We start from the raw sequence: 14,179 nt of genomic DNA, 5'->3' as shown, positions 1-14,179 counted from the left end.
AGATGGCTACCCTGTTCATCGCCGATCTGCACCTCGATCCCAGTCGGCCAAAGATCACCGCGCTCTTCGAAAACTACCTCGCCAGCGACGAGGTCCGCCACGCCGACGCGCTGTACATCCTCGGCGACCTGGTCGAGGCCTGGATCGGCGACGACGACGACGCCGAACTGCCGCAGCGCATCGCCCATGCCACCCGCGCCGTACGCGATGCCGGCGTGCCGGTGTACTTCATGGTCGGCAACCGTGACTTCCTGCTCGGCGAGACGTTTGCGCGGCACGCCGGCATGACCCTGCTCGACGATGGCACCGTGCACGACATCCAGAGCCGCCCCACCCTGCTGATGCACGGCGACGTGCTGTGCACCGACGACGTCGCCTACCAGGCCGCGCGCCGGCAGCTGCGCTCGCCCGAATGGCAGGCGCAGGTGCTGGCGATGCCGCTGGAGGCGCGCCGCGCGCTCGCCGCCAGGGCACGCGAGGAAAGCCGCCAGCACACCGGCAGCACGATGGAAAGCATCATGGACGTGAATGCCGACGCGGTGGCCGAGGCGATGCGCCACGCCGGCGTGACACGGATGATCCACGGGCATACGCACCGACCCGCCGTGCACGCGTTCGAGCTGGACGGCCAGCCAGCCCAGCGCATTGTGCTCGGCGACTGGTACGAGCACGGCTCGGTGCTGCGGGTAACCGTGGACGGCGTGGACCTGCGCGGACTGGCCGTCGGCTGAGCAAACGGCGATGCCGGGTCGGGCCGCGGCAGCATCGCCCGGTTACATCAGCAGCTTGCGCACCTTGAGCAGGGCGACGATGAACGCGTCGATTTCCTCGCGCGTGTTGTAGAACGCCAGCGAGGCACGCAGCGTGGCGGGCACGTCGTAGAACTGCATCAGCGGATGCGCGCAATGGTGGCCCGAGCGCACGGCGATGCCCTGCAGGTCGAGCAGGGTCGCCATGTCGGTGGCCTGCGCACCTTCCAGCAGGAACGAAATCACCGGTTCCTTCTCCGATGCCTCACCGAAGATGCGCAGGCCGGGAATCTCGCGCAGACGCTCGGTGGCATAACCGAGCAGTTGCTGCTCCCACGCGTGGATCGCCTCGAAACCGACCGACTCGTAGTAGTCGATCGCCGCACCCAGGCCGACGAAGCCGGCGATGTTCGGCGTACCCGCCTCGAACTTGTGCGGCGGTGCCGCGAAGGTGGTGCCGCTGAAGCGCACCTCGCGGATCATCTCGCCACCGCCGAAGAACGGCGGCATCGACTCCAGGTGTTCGCGCTTCGCCCACAGCGCGCCGGTGCCGGTCGGGCCGAGCATCTTGTGGCCGGTGATCGCGTAGAAATCGCAGCCCAGCGCCTGCACGTCGACCGGCCGGTGCGGCACCGCCTGCGAGCCGTCGACCAGCAGCGCGATGCCGCGCTTCCTGCATTCGCGCGCAATCTCGCGCACCGGGTTGACCGTGCCGAGCACATTGGAGACATGCGTGACGCAGGCCAGCTTCACCTCCGGCGTCAGCATCTCGAGGTACTTCTCGACGATCAGCTCGCCGCGTTCATTGATCGGCGCCGCCTTGACCGTGGCGCCGCTGCGCTCGGCGACCAGCTGCCACGGCACGATGTTGGCGTGATGCTCCATCACCGTGGTGAGGATCGCGTCACCCGGCTTCAGCCGCGGCAAGGCGTAACTGTAGGCCACCAGGTTGATCGACTGGGTCGTACCCGAAGTGAGGATGAGCTCGTTGCGCGACGGCGCGTTGATGAAGCGCGCCAGCTTGTCGCGTGTGCCCTCATAGGCGGTGGTGGCTTCCTCGCCCAGCTGGTGCACCGCACGCGCCACGTTGGCGTTGCGTTCGCGGTAATGCGCATTCACCGCCTCGATCACCGATGCCGGTTTCTGGCTGGTATTCGCATTGTCGAGATACACCAGCGGCTTGCCATGCACGCTGCGCGACAGCAGCGGGAAATCCGCGCGGATGCGCTGGACGTCAAAAACCGTAGGTGTTGCTGCTTGTGGTGCGGTCATCTTCGACGTTTCCAAAAGTGGCTCCCTCCCCTGCTTCGCAGGGGAGGGTTGGGGAGGGGCGCTCTTCGCAAGAGCGTCACCCCCTCCCGGCCTCCCCCCTGCAAGCAGGGGGAGGAGATAAAAATCACGCAGGCAATTGTGCGACCAGCAGCGCCGACAGATGCTCGTGCAGCGCCTCGTTCGGCAGATCATCAAGCATCGCGCGGCAGAATGCGGCCGTGAGCAGTGCGCGCGCCTCCGCCATCGGAATGCCGCGCGAACGCAGATAGAACAGCGAGCGCTCATCGAGCTGGCCTACGGTGGCGCCGTGCGCGGCTTTCACCTCGTCGGCGTAGATTTCCAGCTCCGGCTTGGTGTCGATCTCGGCGCTGGGCGACAACAGCAGGTTCTTGTTGCTGAGGCCGGCATCGCTGCCGTCGGCACCGGGCGCCACCACGATCGCGCCGCGGAACACGCCGCGCGCGCGGTCATTCGCCACACCGCGCCAGGTCGACACGGATGTGGTGTTCAATGCCTGATGACGGATCGCCAGCTGGGTGTCGATGTGCTGGCGACCGTGCGGCATGAACACGCCGCGGGTATCGAACCGTGCCCCGTCGCCGGCCAGCTCGGCGCGCAGGTCGTGACGCACCAGCGCACCACCAAGCTCCAGTACATGCAGCATCGCGTGGGCACGCGCGTGCAGGCGCACGCTGCTGCGACGAATCAGGCTGGTAGCGACCGCGACGTTCTGCAGCACGGTATGGTGCAGTCGTGCACCTTCGCGCAGTTCGATATCACTGACCACCGTGGTCAGCTGTACCGGCTCGGCGTCGGAAACATGCTGTTCGATCAAATTCAGCTCGGCACCTTCACCCAACTCGATCACGTTGCGCAGGTGCCAGGCAAGCTCGACGTCGGCAGCTGCGCCGATGAACACCAGTTGCACCGGCGCGGCGATCTTCGTGCCGGCGGCAACCCGCAGCACTACGCCGTCACCGGCGCTTGCTGCATTGATCCGTGCGAACGCATCGCCGGTTTCGCGGTAATGCCGCGACAGCGCGAAACGCAACGGCTCGGCATCGCCACGCAGCACCTGCGACAACGGCTGCAAGGCGAGCCCATCGGGCAGGTTGCCGAATATCGACAGGTCGGCGCGGAACTCGCCGTTGAGGAACACCAGGCGCGGCCCCTCGATACCCGGCAACGCTAGCACCGAGGCATCTACCGTACGACCCTGCGCGGCGACATCGCCACGGGCAAAGCGGCGCTGACCCAGCGCACGCAACGCGGTGTACTTCCACGCTTCCACCCGTGTGTCAGGCAGGCCGCCGGCGGCAAACGCCTCGCGATTCTCCTGCCGCGCCGCATCCAGCCATGCGATGCCGCTGGCCGGCAGCGGCGCATCGAGCAGCGACTCGACCAACGGCAACGGCAACGGCGCCGGCTGGCTCATGCCGCGGCTCCCTCGGCGAGACCGGCATAGCCATGCTCTTCCAGCTTCAGGGCCAGCGACTTGTCGCCGCTTTCGACGATGCGACCATCGGCCAGCACGTGCACGAAATCCGGCACCACGTAATCGAGCAGGCGCTGGTAGTGGGTGATCATCAGGAACGCACGCTCGGGCGAACGCAGCGTGTTGACACCCTGCGCGACCTGTTTCAATGCGTCGATGTCGAGCCCCGAATCGGTCTCGTCGAGAATCGCCAGCTGCGGCTCGAGCACCGCCATCTGGAATATCTCGTTGCGCTTCTTCTCGCCGCCGGAGAAACCCTCGTTGACCGCGCGGTGCAGCAGCTCGTCGGAGATCTGCATCACCTTCAGTTTCTCGCGCACCAGCTTGAGGAACTGCATCGAATCGAATTCCTTTTCTCCCCGCGCCTTGCGCTGCGCATTGAAGGCCGCGCGCAGAAAGTAGGTGTTGTTGACGCCGGGAATCTCCACCGGGTACTGGAACGCCAGGAATACGCCCGCGGCGGCACGCGCCTCCGGCTCCAGTGCCAGCAGGTCGATGCCGTTGTAGGTCACGCTGCCAGCAGTCACCTCGTAGCCATCGCGGCCGGACAGCACGTTGCCCAGCGTCGACTTGCCCGCGCCGTTCGGCCCCATGATCGCGTGCACCTCGCCCGCATTCACGCTGAGGCTGAGCCCCTTGAGGATTTCCTTGCCCTCGACGCGGGCGTGCAGGTTTTCGATTTTCAGCATGTTCACTTCTTCTTTTTCACGATCAATTGCAGGATGCACGGGCCCTTGCCCATGACCGCGAGGTCACCGTCGATCACGCTGGACTTGCTGTCGACCGACAGGTCGCACATGGCGGAAATCGGTGCTTTCGGCACGTCGCCCAGCATGGTCGGGTCCGAAAGCCATCCGGCGTGCCAGGTCTTGTTGTCGGCGGACAGGCGCAGACCCCACGGCACGGTGTGCAGGTCGATGCTGACCAGGGGTACCGAGGCCTTCTTCTTCGTCACGCGATAGAGCGGACCGACGGTGAAATGTCCCTGCTCGTCCGTCACCGCCTCGTCCTTGAGCGCACCGGGCGCAGGAGCACCGCTGTCATCGAGCACGTCAGCCAGCTGCACGCGCATGCCCGATACGGGCACACCGGCGCGGGTCACCGTGCCGCTGATCTGCGGGGCGGTGAGGTCGTGGTGCTTGATGGGGATACAGCCTGAAAGTGCTGCTGCCGAAGCGACCATCAACACGCTGGAAAACCATTTCATGCTGTGTTTCCTTGAATTTGTCCGAGGCATGAAGGAGTTGAACATGGGCAAGCTCATGGCCGCATCCGGCCCGGAAAGTGCTTGCCACGATGCCATGACGCGCCGGCCATGCCTGCCGTTGACATGCATCAGCCCACCGCGCCTTCCAGCGACACTTCCAGCAGTTTCTTCGCTTCCACCGCGAACTCCATCGGCAGCTCGCGGAACACCTGCTTGCAGAAGCCGTCGACGATCATCGACACCGCGTCTTCCTCGCTGATACCACGCGCGCGGCAGTAGAACATCTGGTCATCGGAGATCTTCGAGGTGGTCGCCTCGTGCTCGACGATCGCCGTCGGATTCTTCACTTCCATGTACGGGAAGGTGTGTGCGCCGCATTTCTTGCCGATCAGTAGCGAGTCGCACTGGGTGTAGTTGCGCGCACCCTCGGCACTCTTCTCCATCTTGACCAGGCCGCGATAGCTGTTGGAACTGCGTCCGGCGCTGATGCCCTTGGAGACGATCTTCGACTTGGTGTGCCTGCCGAGGTGGATCATCTTGGTGCCGGTGTCGGCCTGCTGGTAGTGATGCGTCAGTGCGACCGAGTAGAACTCGCCGACCGAACGATCGCCACGCAGCACCACGCTCGGGTATTTCCAGGTGACCGCCGAACCGGTTTCCACCTGCGTCCAGCTGATCTTCGAATCATCGCCGCGGCAGTCGCCGCGCTTGGTGACGAAGTTGTAGATGCCGCCGACGCCGTTCTCGTCGCCGGGATACCAGTTCTGCACGGTGGAGTACTTGATCTGCGCCTTCTCCAGCGCCACGAGTTCCACCACCGCTGCGTGCAGCTGGTTCTCGTCGCGCTTCGGCGCGGTGCAACCTTCGAGGTAGGAGACGTGCGCGCCCTCCTCGGCCACGATCAGGGTGCGCTCGAACTGGCCGGTATTCTGCGCGTTGATGCGGAAGTAGGTGGACAGTTCCATCGGGCAGCGCACACCCTTCGGGATGAACACGAAGCTGCCGTCGGAGAACACTGCCGAGTTCAGCGCCGCGAAGAAGTTGTCGCCGGTCGGCACCACGCTGCCGAGGTACTTCTGCACCAGTTCGGGATATTCGCGGATCGCCTCGCTCATCGAGCAGAACAGCACGCCAGCCTCGGCCAGCTGCTTGCGAAAGGTGGTGCCGACCGAGACCGAGTCGAACACCGCGTCCACCGCAACACCCGCCAGCGCCGCGCGTTCGTGCAGCGGGATGCCCAGCTTCTCGTAGGTTTCCAGCAATGCCGGATCGACTTCATCCAGCGACTTCGGGCCGGCCTTGGGCGCGGCGTAGTAGCTGATCGCCTGGTAATCGATCGGATCGATCTTGAGCTTGGCCCAATCGGGTTTGGGCATGGTCAGCCAGTGGCGATAGGCTTCGAGCCGCCACTCTGTCATCCACGACGGCTCGTGCTTGATCGCGGAAATCTGGCGGACGGTTTCCTCGTTCAGCCCCGGCGGCAAACCGGTCATCTCGATCTCGGTGACGAAGCCGGCGGCATAGCTGCGACCCAGCGCCTCGGCCACTTCGGCGTTGTCGCGCAGCGTGGTGGCGGCAGTGATGCTTTCGCGGGTCATGGTGTCATTCATTCGGTGGTGGCCTCGCCGGTCTTCACGGTCACGGCGATGTGCTTGATTGGTGCCGGCTTGATTGCTGCCGGCTTGATCGGTGCAAGCCGGGTCGGCAACGGCTTGAGCATCTCGGCCAGGCTGACGGCGCGCAAGGTGTGGTCCAGCACGCTGTTGATCCGTTGCCAGCTGCCACGCACACCGCATTGCGATTCACGGTCGCACTGGCCTTCGGCCACGCTGCATTCGGTCATGCCGATCGGCCCTTCCAGCGCCTCGACGATCTCGGCCAGCGAGATCTCGCTGGCCGGCCGGGCCAACCGGTAGCCGCCATTGACACCGCGGAACGACTCGACCAGATCGGCGTGGCCCAACGCCTTCAGCAGCTTGCTCACGGTCGGCAGCTCGAGATGCGCTTCCTCGGCGATCTGCACCGCGCTGAGCACGTCATCCGGATGCGCGGCGATGCAGGTCATCACCACGGTGGCGTAGTCGGTCAGTCGGCTGACACGGAGCATGAGGTGCCCGGGCTGGGGAGCATTTGAATCGGTACTAAAATGGTACTGATTCCATGCGCCGCGGTCAATTCGAGCTGATGCACCAACGAAGTGCAATTATCCCTGCGACTGCCCGGTTTCCGTGCGACATACCGTTCAACAACGAAGCAAATTATTGAAATCATGAATCATTTTTCGTAACGCTGTAATGGCACGCATCGTGCTGCATCGCAATACCAGCAACCACGAGGAGCATGCCATGAAGTGGATCACGGCCATCATCAAGCCGTTCACGCTGGACGATGTACGCGAGGCGCTGGCCGAGGCCGGCGTGCAGGGGATGACGGTGACCGAGGTGAAGGGCTTCGGTCGCCAGCACGGACATACCGAGCTGTATCGCGGCGCCGAATACGTGGTCGATTTCCTGCCCAAGCTGAAGATCGAAGTGGCGGTGAGCGACGACCGCCTCGACCACGCGATCGAGGCGATCAGCGGTGCGGCCCGCACCGGCAAGATCGGCGACGGCAAGATCTTTGTCGGCGAGCTCGACCAGGTCATCCGCATCCGCACGCAGGAGGTCGATGCCGATGCGCTCTAAGCGAATCATGTTCTTTCTTGGCGCCGGTCTCGCCGCGCCGCTGCCCGCCTTTGCCCAGACCTCGCCTGCCCAGGCACTGAACAGCGGCGACACCGCCTGGATGATCGTCGCCAGCATGCTGGTACTGATGATGACGATACCCGGCGCCGCACTGTTCTACGGCGGCATGGTGCGCACCAAGAACCTGCTGTCGGTGATGATGCAGTGCTTCGCGATCACCGCCCTGGTCACCGTGCTGTGGATGCTCTACGGCTACTCGCTGGCCTTCAGCACCGAGGGCATGCACGCCGGCGTGACGAACTGGCACTCGATCGTCGGCGGCCTCGATCGCGCCATGCTCGCCGACCTTAAACCAGGTTCGCTGTACCAGACGGTGCCTGAAAGCGTGTTCGTGATGTTCCAGCTGACTTTCGCGATTATCACGCCGGTGCTGATCATCGGCGCCTACGCCGAGCGCATGAAGTTCAGCGCGATGCTGTGGTTCAGCGCGCTGTGGCTGACCTTCGTCTACCTGCCGGTGGCGCACATGGTGTGGAGCGGTCCCGGCTCGCTGCTCGGCGACCTCGGCGTGCTCGACTTCGCCGGCGGCACCGTGGTGCACATCAACGCTGGCATCGCGGGCCTGGTCGCCTGCCTGGTGATCGGCAAGCGCCGCGGCTGGCCGCAGACGCACATGCCGCCGCACAACCTCGGCTACACCGTGATCGGTGCCAGCCTGCTGTGGCTGGGCTGGTTCGGCTTCAACGCCGGCTCGGCGGTGGCCGCGAACGGCAGTGCCGGCATGGCCATGCTGGTGACACAGATTGCCACCGCTGCTGCAGCGATCGGCTGGACGGCGGTGGAATGGGCGATCCACAAACGCGCCAGCGTGCTGGGCATCGCCTCGGGCGCGGTGGCCGGCCTCGTCGCGATCACCCCCGCAGCCGGCACGGCAGGTCCCGCCGGCGCCCTGCTGATCGGATTTGTTGCCGGCATGGTGTGTTTCTTCACCGCCACCCGGCTCAAGCACAAACTGGGTTACGACGACTCGCTGGACGTGTTTGGCGTGCACGCCATCGCCGGCATCATCGGCGCCCTGCTCACCGGCCCGTTCGCCGCGCCAAAACTGGGCGGCTTCGGCACGGTGACGTCGCCACTGCTGCAACTGTGGATCCAGGCCAAGGGCGTGGGCTTCACCATCGTGTGGAGCACACTGCTCAGCTGGGGCATCCTGAAGCTGCTCGACCGCACCATCGGCCTGCGCATCGATGCGGAGCAGGAACAGATGGGCCTGGATATCGCCGAGCACGAGGAGCGTGCGTACAACCTGACCTAGACACGCATTCCACCAAGGGCGACAGCACTCAAAGTCCGTTGCCCAATGCAAGATCGCCTTGTGGCTGCGCGGTCTGTGCAGCACGGATGCAGGAAATCGACGACTGCTCGGCTAGCCGAGCATTCTTGCTGTGCCAATCGTGGAATAGGGATTCACCCACCAACGTGTAATGCCATAGTGCCGGGTCCCCATGGCACGCATGGCTGGTATCTATCAGTCATTACTGCGGTGAAAGTGGCTTCCGCAGCTGTGCTGATGGCGGCAACTTCGTCCCAATTGATGCTATCCATTTGCTAAGCAGATCCCGGCCTTGTCTGTGGTGTTGTTGAAGTCCACCACGCCGCGCGGCGCCACCGCGAAGTGTTTGGCCGCAAACCGGATTCGCATGGCCTCATCCCATTCCAGATCATCGAGGTTGAGCGTGTCCTTGGTTTCGCGCACCAGATATAGGAGTTCCTCGCCGTCGCGTTCGAACACGATGGCCCAGTCCGGCGAATACTCACCCACCGGCGTTTTCACGCGGAAGCGGCGCGGCAGTTTGGTGAACAGCTTTACAGTGCCACGGTAGTTTTCCAGCAGTTCGGCGAAGGATTTTTCCACCAAACTGTCGTAATCCACGTAGTCGTGAAGGTTGGTGCCGTCGATCGGTGCCTCTGCCACACCCGACGACGGCGTTGGCTGCCCTGGTATGGCCAGCGGCTTGTTCTTGGTTTCGCTATCCAGAAACACCACGTTGGCGTCCCACCAGTGGGCTTCGTCCACGGGAACGTACTCGATGTTTTGAACCATCTGTTCGATGACCGCAGTGCGGATCACATGGGCGACGATGCGCGCCCAGTATCCCGGATCGTGGATGGCGCCGGCCCGGTAGTGCACCGGAATGGCCGACAAGATCGCAACCACGGTCGGCCGGGTCAGCTGCAGGGGAAACTTGCCGTGCTGGAGTTGGTCTTCGACCATCTGAACCACGTTGGGCAACCGTTGTCCGGCCAGAACCATGCGCTCGCCGGAGGTTTCCGCAACAGTTATGTCAGTGGTGATGACCTTGCCGCGGTCGTCGTACACCAGATCGGCGCTCTGAACCACGTTGGCTCGCCGCTGGATGTTTCGCAGGTTGTCCAAGTGCTCGTGCATGGCCACGGTCGCGGCCAGCGTGGTTTCGTCCACGCGCTCAATGCGATACACGGCCCGGTAACGAATACGCTGCCACAACGCGGCAAACTCGGAGCTTTGGAACTTGTCGGGTCGCAGGTGGATGGTGACGCTGTGATCTTCGTTTTCCACGTCTGGCCGGTTGCCAGCACCGCCGTACTCGGCGTTGAGGCCGTCGCGGAACTCGCTGAAGCTCTCGTCCACCACCAAGGTCAGGCGGTTGATCGCTTCGTCTTGCACGCGGTTGCCGTTTTGATCCACCGGCAGGCGCAGGCCACGCCCGATTTGTTGCCGGCGCTCAGTGTCCGATCGGGTATGCCGCAGGAACCCGATCTGGAATACGTTCGGGTTGTCCCAACCTTCGCGCAACGCCGAGTGCGAAAAAATGAAGGCACGAGGGTTGGCCGAATCCAGCAGTTTTTCCTTGTTGGCGATGATCTCGTCGTAGGCCCTCGCCTCGAACCCTTCTTCGCTGGCCTTGCCGCTGGTGTCCTTGTAGATCCCAGTCTTCGTCGATGGGAAGTAGTGGACACGCAATGTCGCCGGATCGGGCATGGCATCGGCCGCTCGACCGGAGCGTGCCCATTCCTCGCGGAACAGCGCATCGAACATCGCCGGCAAGGTCGCGGCGTTGCCGATGTAGTCAGCGACGCGTTCCACGAAGAACAGCGACAGCACTTTCAGGCCCTGACCGCGCTGCTCCACATCCGCCTGTTTTTGCAGGTGCACGCGGATGGTGTGGCGCACCTGATCGCGCCAGACCGACAGACCGTCCACGCCCAAGGTTTGGCCGATGGCGAGTGTCACGCCGTTCTCAAACCGCAGTTCCGAACGGGTCATGCTTTCGATGATGTAGCCCTGGTATTGGGCCAACCCGCCGCTTTCGTCCTGCAGGTCGGCCCCCGGCGCCAACACCACGATTTGGCGATCACCGTTAGCCGCGTCGATGACCAGTTCGGCCAGCCAACGCGTTGTGCCTCGCACGGTTCGAGACCGGATTTCCTTGAGGTGGAGGTACGGCTGGCCGCTGGCACCAGCGACTACGCCTTTCACACTCACGCGCTTCACCAGGCCCAGTTCCGCCGCGCGCTTGGCGGACAGGCGATGAACCAGGTTGTACGGATCGCGGTGCGTGGCACTGTACCGCAACGCCACCAGCGGATTGAGGGTGGCAATGGTCTTCCGGCGCTTGGACGTGCCCATGTTCTGGGGCTCGTCGATCAGCACCACCGGCCGCAACTGGGCCAGCTGTGCGATCCCGGTGGCTCCTCCGTTCCAGAGGTTGGCCTGTTCCGGCGAGGCGTACAAGGTATTGCTCGCCGGCTTGTCCAGCGAACTGATGCCGGCCACCAGGAACTGCACGTTGGACGATGGGTCGGCGAAGTCCGGTACTGCCTGGCTATCTCCCAGCGCGCGCCACTGGTAGTCCAAGTGGGGGTACTTGGCCCGGAAGTGTTCGCGGGTCTGTTCGAAGGTCTTCACCACGCCGGCCCGGATGGCCACGGTGTGAACCAGGATCACGAACTTCCGCATGCCGTAGGTCTCGGCCAGGCGCAGCGCCGTGGCAATGTAGACGTAGGTCTTGCCGGTGCCCGTTTCCATCTCCACCGAGAAGTTGGGGAAGTCCCGGGGCTGTTCCAGCAGATCGGTTTCTTCCATCAGGACCAGGGTGTCCTGCGCATCGACGGCTTCCCGAATCGTCACGGCCAGCAGGTTCTGGGCCAACACGGTGCGATCAAGCTGAAACCCGGCGTGGCCGGCTGCGCCGGGCGCTTGGCCGATTACCCCCTGAGGAGGCACCAAGGCGCCGCCCTCGAACAGATCCACGACGGATTCGATGGCTTGGGCCTGATGCGGCTGGTCGTCAAATCGAAACTTCATGCGCCAACCTTTCCAGCATGATGAGCTTCGAGCGCAGCCTCGGGGCCAGCGTCAAGGTCAGCGCGTCATCAACCCGATCTCCACGCAAGATCAGGGTGTCGTCACCGGTCTCGCGCAGTTTCACTGCGGCGGCGGTGACCGAGGTGAAACGGTCCAGGCAAACCAGCAGGCGCTCGCCAGCGGCGTTCTGGAAGGCGTACACGGTCGCCCCGTCGGCTTCAGTGCGAGTCAGCGTTTCGTCCAGCCGGGTGGCACTGGCTTTGAGGGCCACTTCCCACGCCAAAGCGTCGGGACTCGCATCGTCCTTTACTGGAGGCTGCCCGGCCTGGGTCAACATCAGGACGTACTGGGCGCTTTCGGCCTGCCCGGCCTGAACCACGACCGATGCTTCCACAGCCAGCCCGGTTTCCCGGGCGCGGAACACACGGAAGCCCAGTCCACCGCCGATCCCCTCCGCCGCCCGTCGCAGACGCTCGGCGGTAATCTCGAAGATGGTGGCGTAGCCGGCGGCCACGGCGTTCCTGCCGGTCTCGGTGGTTTCGTCCGGCTTTTCTGGACGCTGCACCAGTACCCAGTGCCGGGTTTTGCCGTCGCGTGGGTTCTGCTCCCAAACAGCTTGCCCCGTGGCCCCGGAGCCAGCGAAGAAATCCAGCACCAGATCGCCATCACCGGTGATGGCATGGATCAGTCGAGCCAGCACGTCGGTGGCCTTCGGGTCATCGAAGACCTCTGCGCCCACCAGGGCATTGAGCGTGGCCGAGGCTGCTCGCCGATCACGATAGAAAACGGAGGGTGGCGCCCAGTTTTCGCGCATGTGTAGATAGGACTTGATCTGAACTCGTTTGGTCTTGTCCTCTGGGTAAATCAGTCGCCCATCGTCATGCAACTTCTGCATGGTGGTTTTTTCGTATCGCCATCCTTTTCCTGGAGGACTGTAGCCCTTCCAGTCGTAAATGAGGTTTTCGCGATAGTTCGGACTAGAAATGTTGTCAGGGAACCAGATCCCGCGAGCGTCAACTCTGTTGTAGTAGCCGTGCGCCCTGGAAGGATTATCGTCGGCGAGGGACCGATACCATTCGCGCAGCTCTGTCGTCATCTTCTCGTAGTCGGTGCCATATGTGGCGCGAAGCTCTTCCAACTTTTCATAGATTGGTTCCAACCCCTCCTTGCGCTCACGCCAACGAACGTCCTGCTCCTTCAAATACTGCCGGTTTTTGGCATAAACCAGAATGTAGTCTTGACCGCCGCCAGTTAGCTTTGCGTCGCCCTTTCGCGCGCCACGCCACGTCATCATGTCCACGAAGTTTTCCGCGCCGAACACCGCGTCCAGCAGCAGCCTCAGGTGGTGGACTTCGTTGTTGTCGATGCTGGCCAGAAAGACGCCGTCTTTGCGCAGCAGGTGACGTGCCGCCACCAGACGCGGGAACATCATGGTCAGCCACGGTGCGTGCTTCCGGCCTTTGGTTTCCTTCTTGCTGGTGGTCGCGCCCTGATCGTCCACCTGGCCAGTGGCGCGCAGGTATTCGGCCTCGGGAACCGAGAAGTCGTCGTTATAGGTGAATGTGTCGCCGGTGTTGTACGGCGGGTCGATGTAGATCAGCTTGAAGGCGCCGGTGTAGCCGTTTTTCAGCAGTTTGAGCACCTGCAGGTTGTCGCCTTCGATCAGAACGTCCCGAGCGTCGTCCCATCTCACCGACGCCTGCACATCCGGGATCAGCGTAGCCGTGGTCGGTGTGCGGGCATCTTGCCGTGCCTGTTCAATGCCTGGCCAGGAAAAAGCAAAAGCCGATTTGGCTTCTTCGCCCAAGCCAAGTGCATCGAGCAAGGCGATGCGGTCAAGTTCGCCATCGAGGAAGGCTGCAGGCAGAAGTTCTCGTAATTGCGCCAGTAGTTCCGTTTGCCCATCTGATGTTTCGGATGGCACGCAGCGGACTTCGCTCAGGATATTTTTGATCATCGCCGAATCACTCCGCATCGAAGTGATTCAACGGCGCAACACGCTTTGGCTTTGTACGTGCGTGGCCGCACCTTGACCCTGTGCTGCTGCCTGCTTTGGATGCGAGCCCTCGGGTAACCGCAGTCCTCCACCAGCATTCTGGAGAACACCTGGACAGCCTCACGCTCCTCCGGCCCATCCTTCACCGGCTTGCCTGAGATGTAGTCGACCAAATACCCATCTTTGACTACTTCCTGCTCCGCAGCTGCGTTCTCGACGTCGTCCATGTCCGCGTGCTTCTGCTTCTTTCGTATCGCGCGGCGCTGCTCTTCCCGGCCCTCCAGGATCTTCTCCGCCTGCTGTCGCCCGCGGGCAATGACCTCGGGCAACTGTTCGAGCAAGGACTTGGCCACGTATCGCCCCCGAATTCACGTAAAACGTCAATAGTAATGAACTCGTAAGGTGAATCGTAGTCCCGGGCGCCGCGT

At 63.3% G+C, this 14,179-nt stretch carries 12 protein-coding genes; 3 read left to right on the top strand and 9 right to left on the bottom strand.

What is annotated here, in order from left to right:
* Positions 1 to 2: 2 nt before the first annotated feature.
* Positions 3 to 731 (top strand): UDP-2,3-diacylglucosamine diphosphatase, encoded by a 729-nt coding sequence (locus ACYVKM_RS06215; RefSeq protein WP_460876716.1) that lies wholly within the window; start codon positions 3 to 5, stop codon positions 729 to 731.
* Between the two features lie 42 nt (positions 732 to 773).
* On the opposite strand, the gene ACYVKM_RS06210 is transcribed toward ACYVKM_RS06215, so the two are convergent.
* From ACYVKM_RS06210 to ACYVKM_RS06185, 6 genes are all read right to left on the bottom strand, one after another.
* Complete coding sequence (locus ACYVKM_RS06210) at positions 774 to 2,021, bottom strand: cysteine desulfurase (protein ID WP_460876714.1); 1,248 nt, start codon at positions 2,019 to 2,021, stop codon at positions 774 to 776.
* Between the two features lie 124 nt (positions 2,022 to 2,145).
* The gene (gene sufD / locus ACYVKM_RS06205) at positions 2,146 to 3,456 is read right to left on the bottom strand and encodes a Fe-S cluster assembly protein SufD (RefSeq protein WP_460876712.1); all 1,311 of its coding nucleotides are present in this window, start codon (positions 3,454 to 3,456) and stop codon (positions 2,146 to 2,148) included.
* The gene (gene sufC, locus ACYVKM_RS06200) at positions 3,453 to 4,205 is read right to left on the bottom strand and encodes a Fe-S cluster assembly ATPase SufC (protein WP_460876711.1); all 753 of its coding nucleotides are present in this window, start codon (positions 4,203 to 4,205) and stop codon (positions 3,453 to 3,455) included. The genes sufD and sufC overlap by 4 nt, the downstream gene beginning before the upstream one ends.
* A gap of 2 nt (positions 4,206 to 4,207) precedes the next feature.
* Entirely contained in the window at positions 4,208 to 4,723 is a 516-nt protein-coding gene (locus ACYVKM_RS06195; RefSeq protein ID WP_460876709.1) for a carboxypeptidase-like regulatory domain-containing protein, read from the bottom strand.
* Positions 4,724 to 4,851: 128 nt separating this feature from the next.
* Positions 4,852 to 6,321: a Fe-S cluster assembly protein SufB gene (gene sufB / locus ACYVKM_RS06190; RefSeq protein ID WP_460876707.1), complete on the bottom strand. Its 1,470-nt coding sequence runs from the start codon at positions 6,319 to 6,321 to the stop codon at positions 4,852 to 4,854.
* A gap of 8 nt (positions 6,322 to 6,329) precedes the next feature.
* Positions 6,330 to 6,830, bottom strand: a complete 501-nt coding sequence (locus ACYVKM_RS06185; protein WP_460876705.1) for an SUF system Fe-S cluster assembly regulator — start codon at positions 6,828 to 6,830, stop codon at positions 6,330 to 6,332.
* Between the two features lie 238 nt (positions 6,831 to 7,068).
* Between ACYVKM_RS06185 and ACYVKM_RS06180 the strand changes: the two genes are divergently transcribed.
* Positions 7,069 to 7,407: a P-II family nitrogen regulator gene (locus ACYVKM_RS06180; RefSeq protein WP_449429003.1), complete on the top strand. Its 339-nt coding sequence runs from the start codon at positions 7,069 to 7,071 to the stop codon at positions 7,405 to 7,407.
* On the top strand, positions 7,397 to 8,722 hold the full coding sequence (locus ACYVKM_RS06175; protein WP_460876703.1) for an ammonium transporter: 1,326 nt from the start codon (positions 7,397 to 7,399) through the stop codon (positions 8,720 to 8,722). The genes ACYVKM_RS06180 and ACYVKM_RS06175 overlap by 11 nt, the downstream gene beginning before the upstream one ends.
* Positions 8,723 to 9,004: 282 nt before the next feature.
* Here ACYVKM_RS06175 and ACYVKM_RS06170 read toward each other — a convergent pair whose 3' ends face one another.
* Genes ACYVKM_RS06170 through ACYVKM_RS06160 form a run of 3 tightly spaced genes read right to left on the bottom strand, consistent with a single transcriptional unit; the run spans position 9,005 to position 14,104 of the window.
* Positions 9,005 to 11,755, bottom strand: a complete 2,751-nt coding sequence (locus ACYVKM_RS06170; RefSeq protein ID WP_460876701.1) for a restriction endonuclease — start codon at positions 11,753 to 11,755, stop codon at positions 9,005 to 9,007.
* A complete protein-coding gene (locus tag ACYVKM_RS06165; protein WP_460876700.1) occupies positions 11,739 to 13,712 on the bottom strand; it encodes a site-specific DNA-methyltransferase in 1,974 nt (657 codons plus the stop codon). Before ACYVKM_RS06165 ends, ACYVKM_RS06170 begins: the two co-directional genes overlap by 17 nt.
* Positions 13,709 to 14,104 carry a hypothetical protein gene (locus ACYVKM_RS06160; protein WP_460876698.1) on the bottom strand — a complete coding sequence of 132 codons (396 nt, stop codon included), beginning with the start codon at positions 14,102 to 14,104 and terminating at the stop codon, positions 13,709 to 13,711. The genes ACYVKM_RS06165 and ACYVKM_RS06160 overlap by 4 nt, the downstream gene beginning before the upstream one ends.
* Between the last annotated feature and the right edge of the window lie 75 nt (positions 14,105 to 14,179).

Source organism: Rhodanobacter koreensis (genome assembly GCF_054782855.1).
This window is presented reverse-complemented; position numbering and strand designations above follow the sequence as displayed.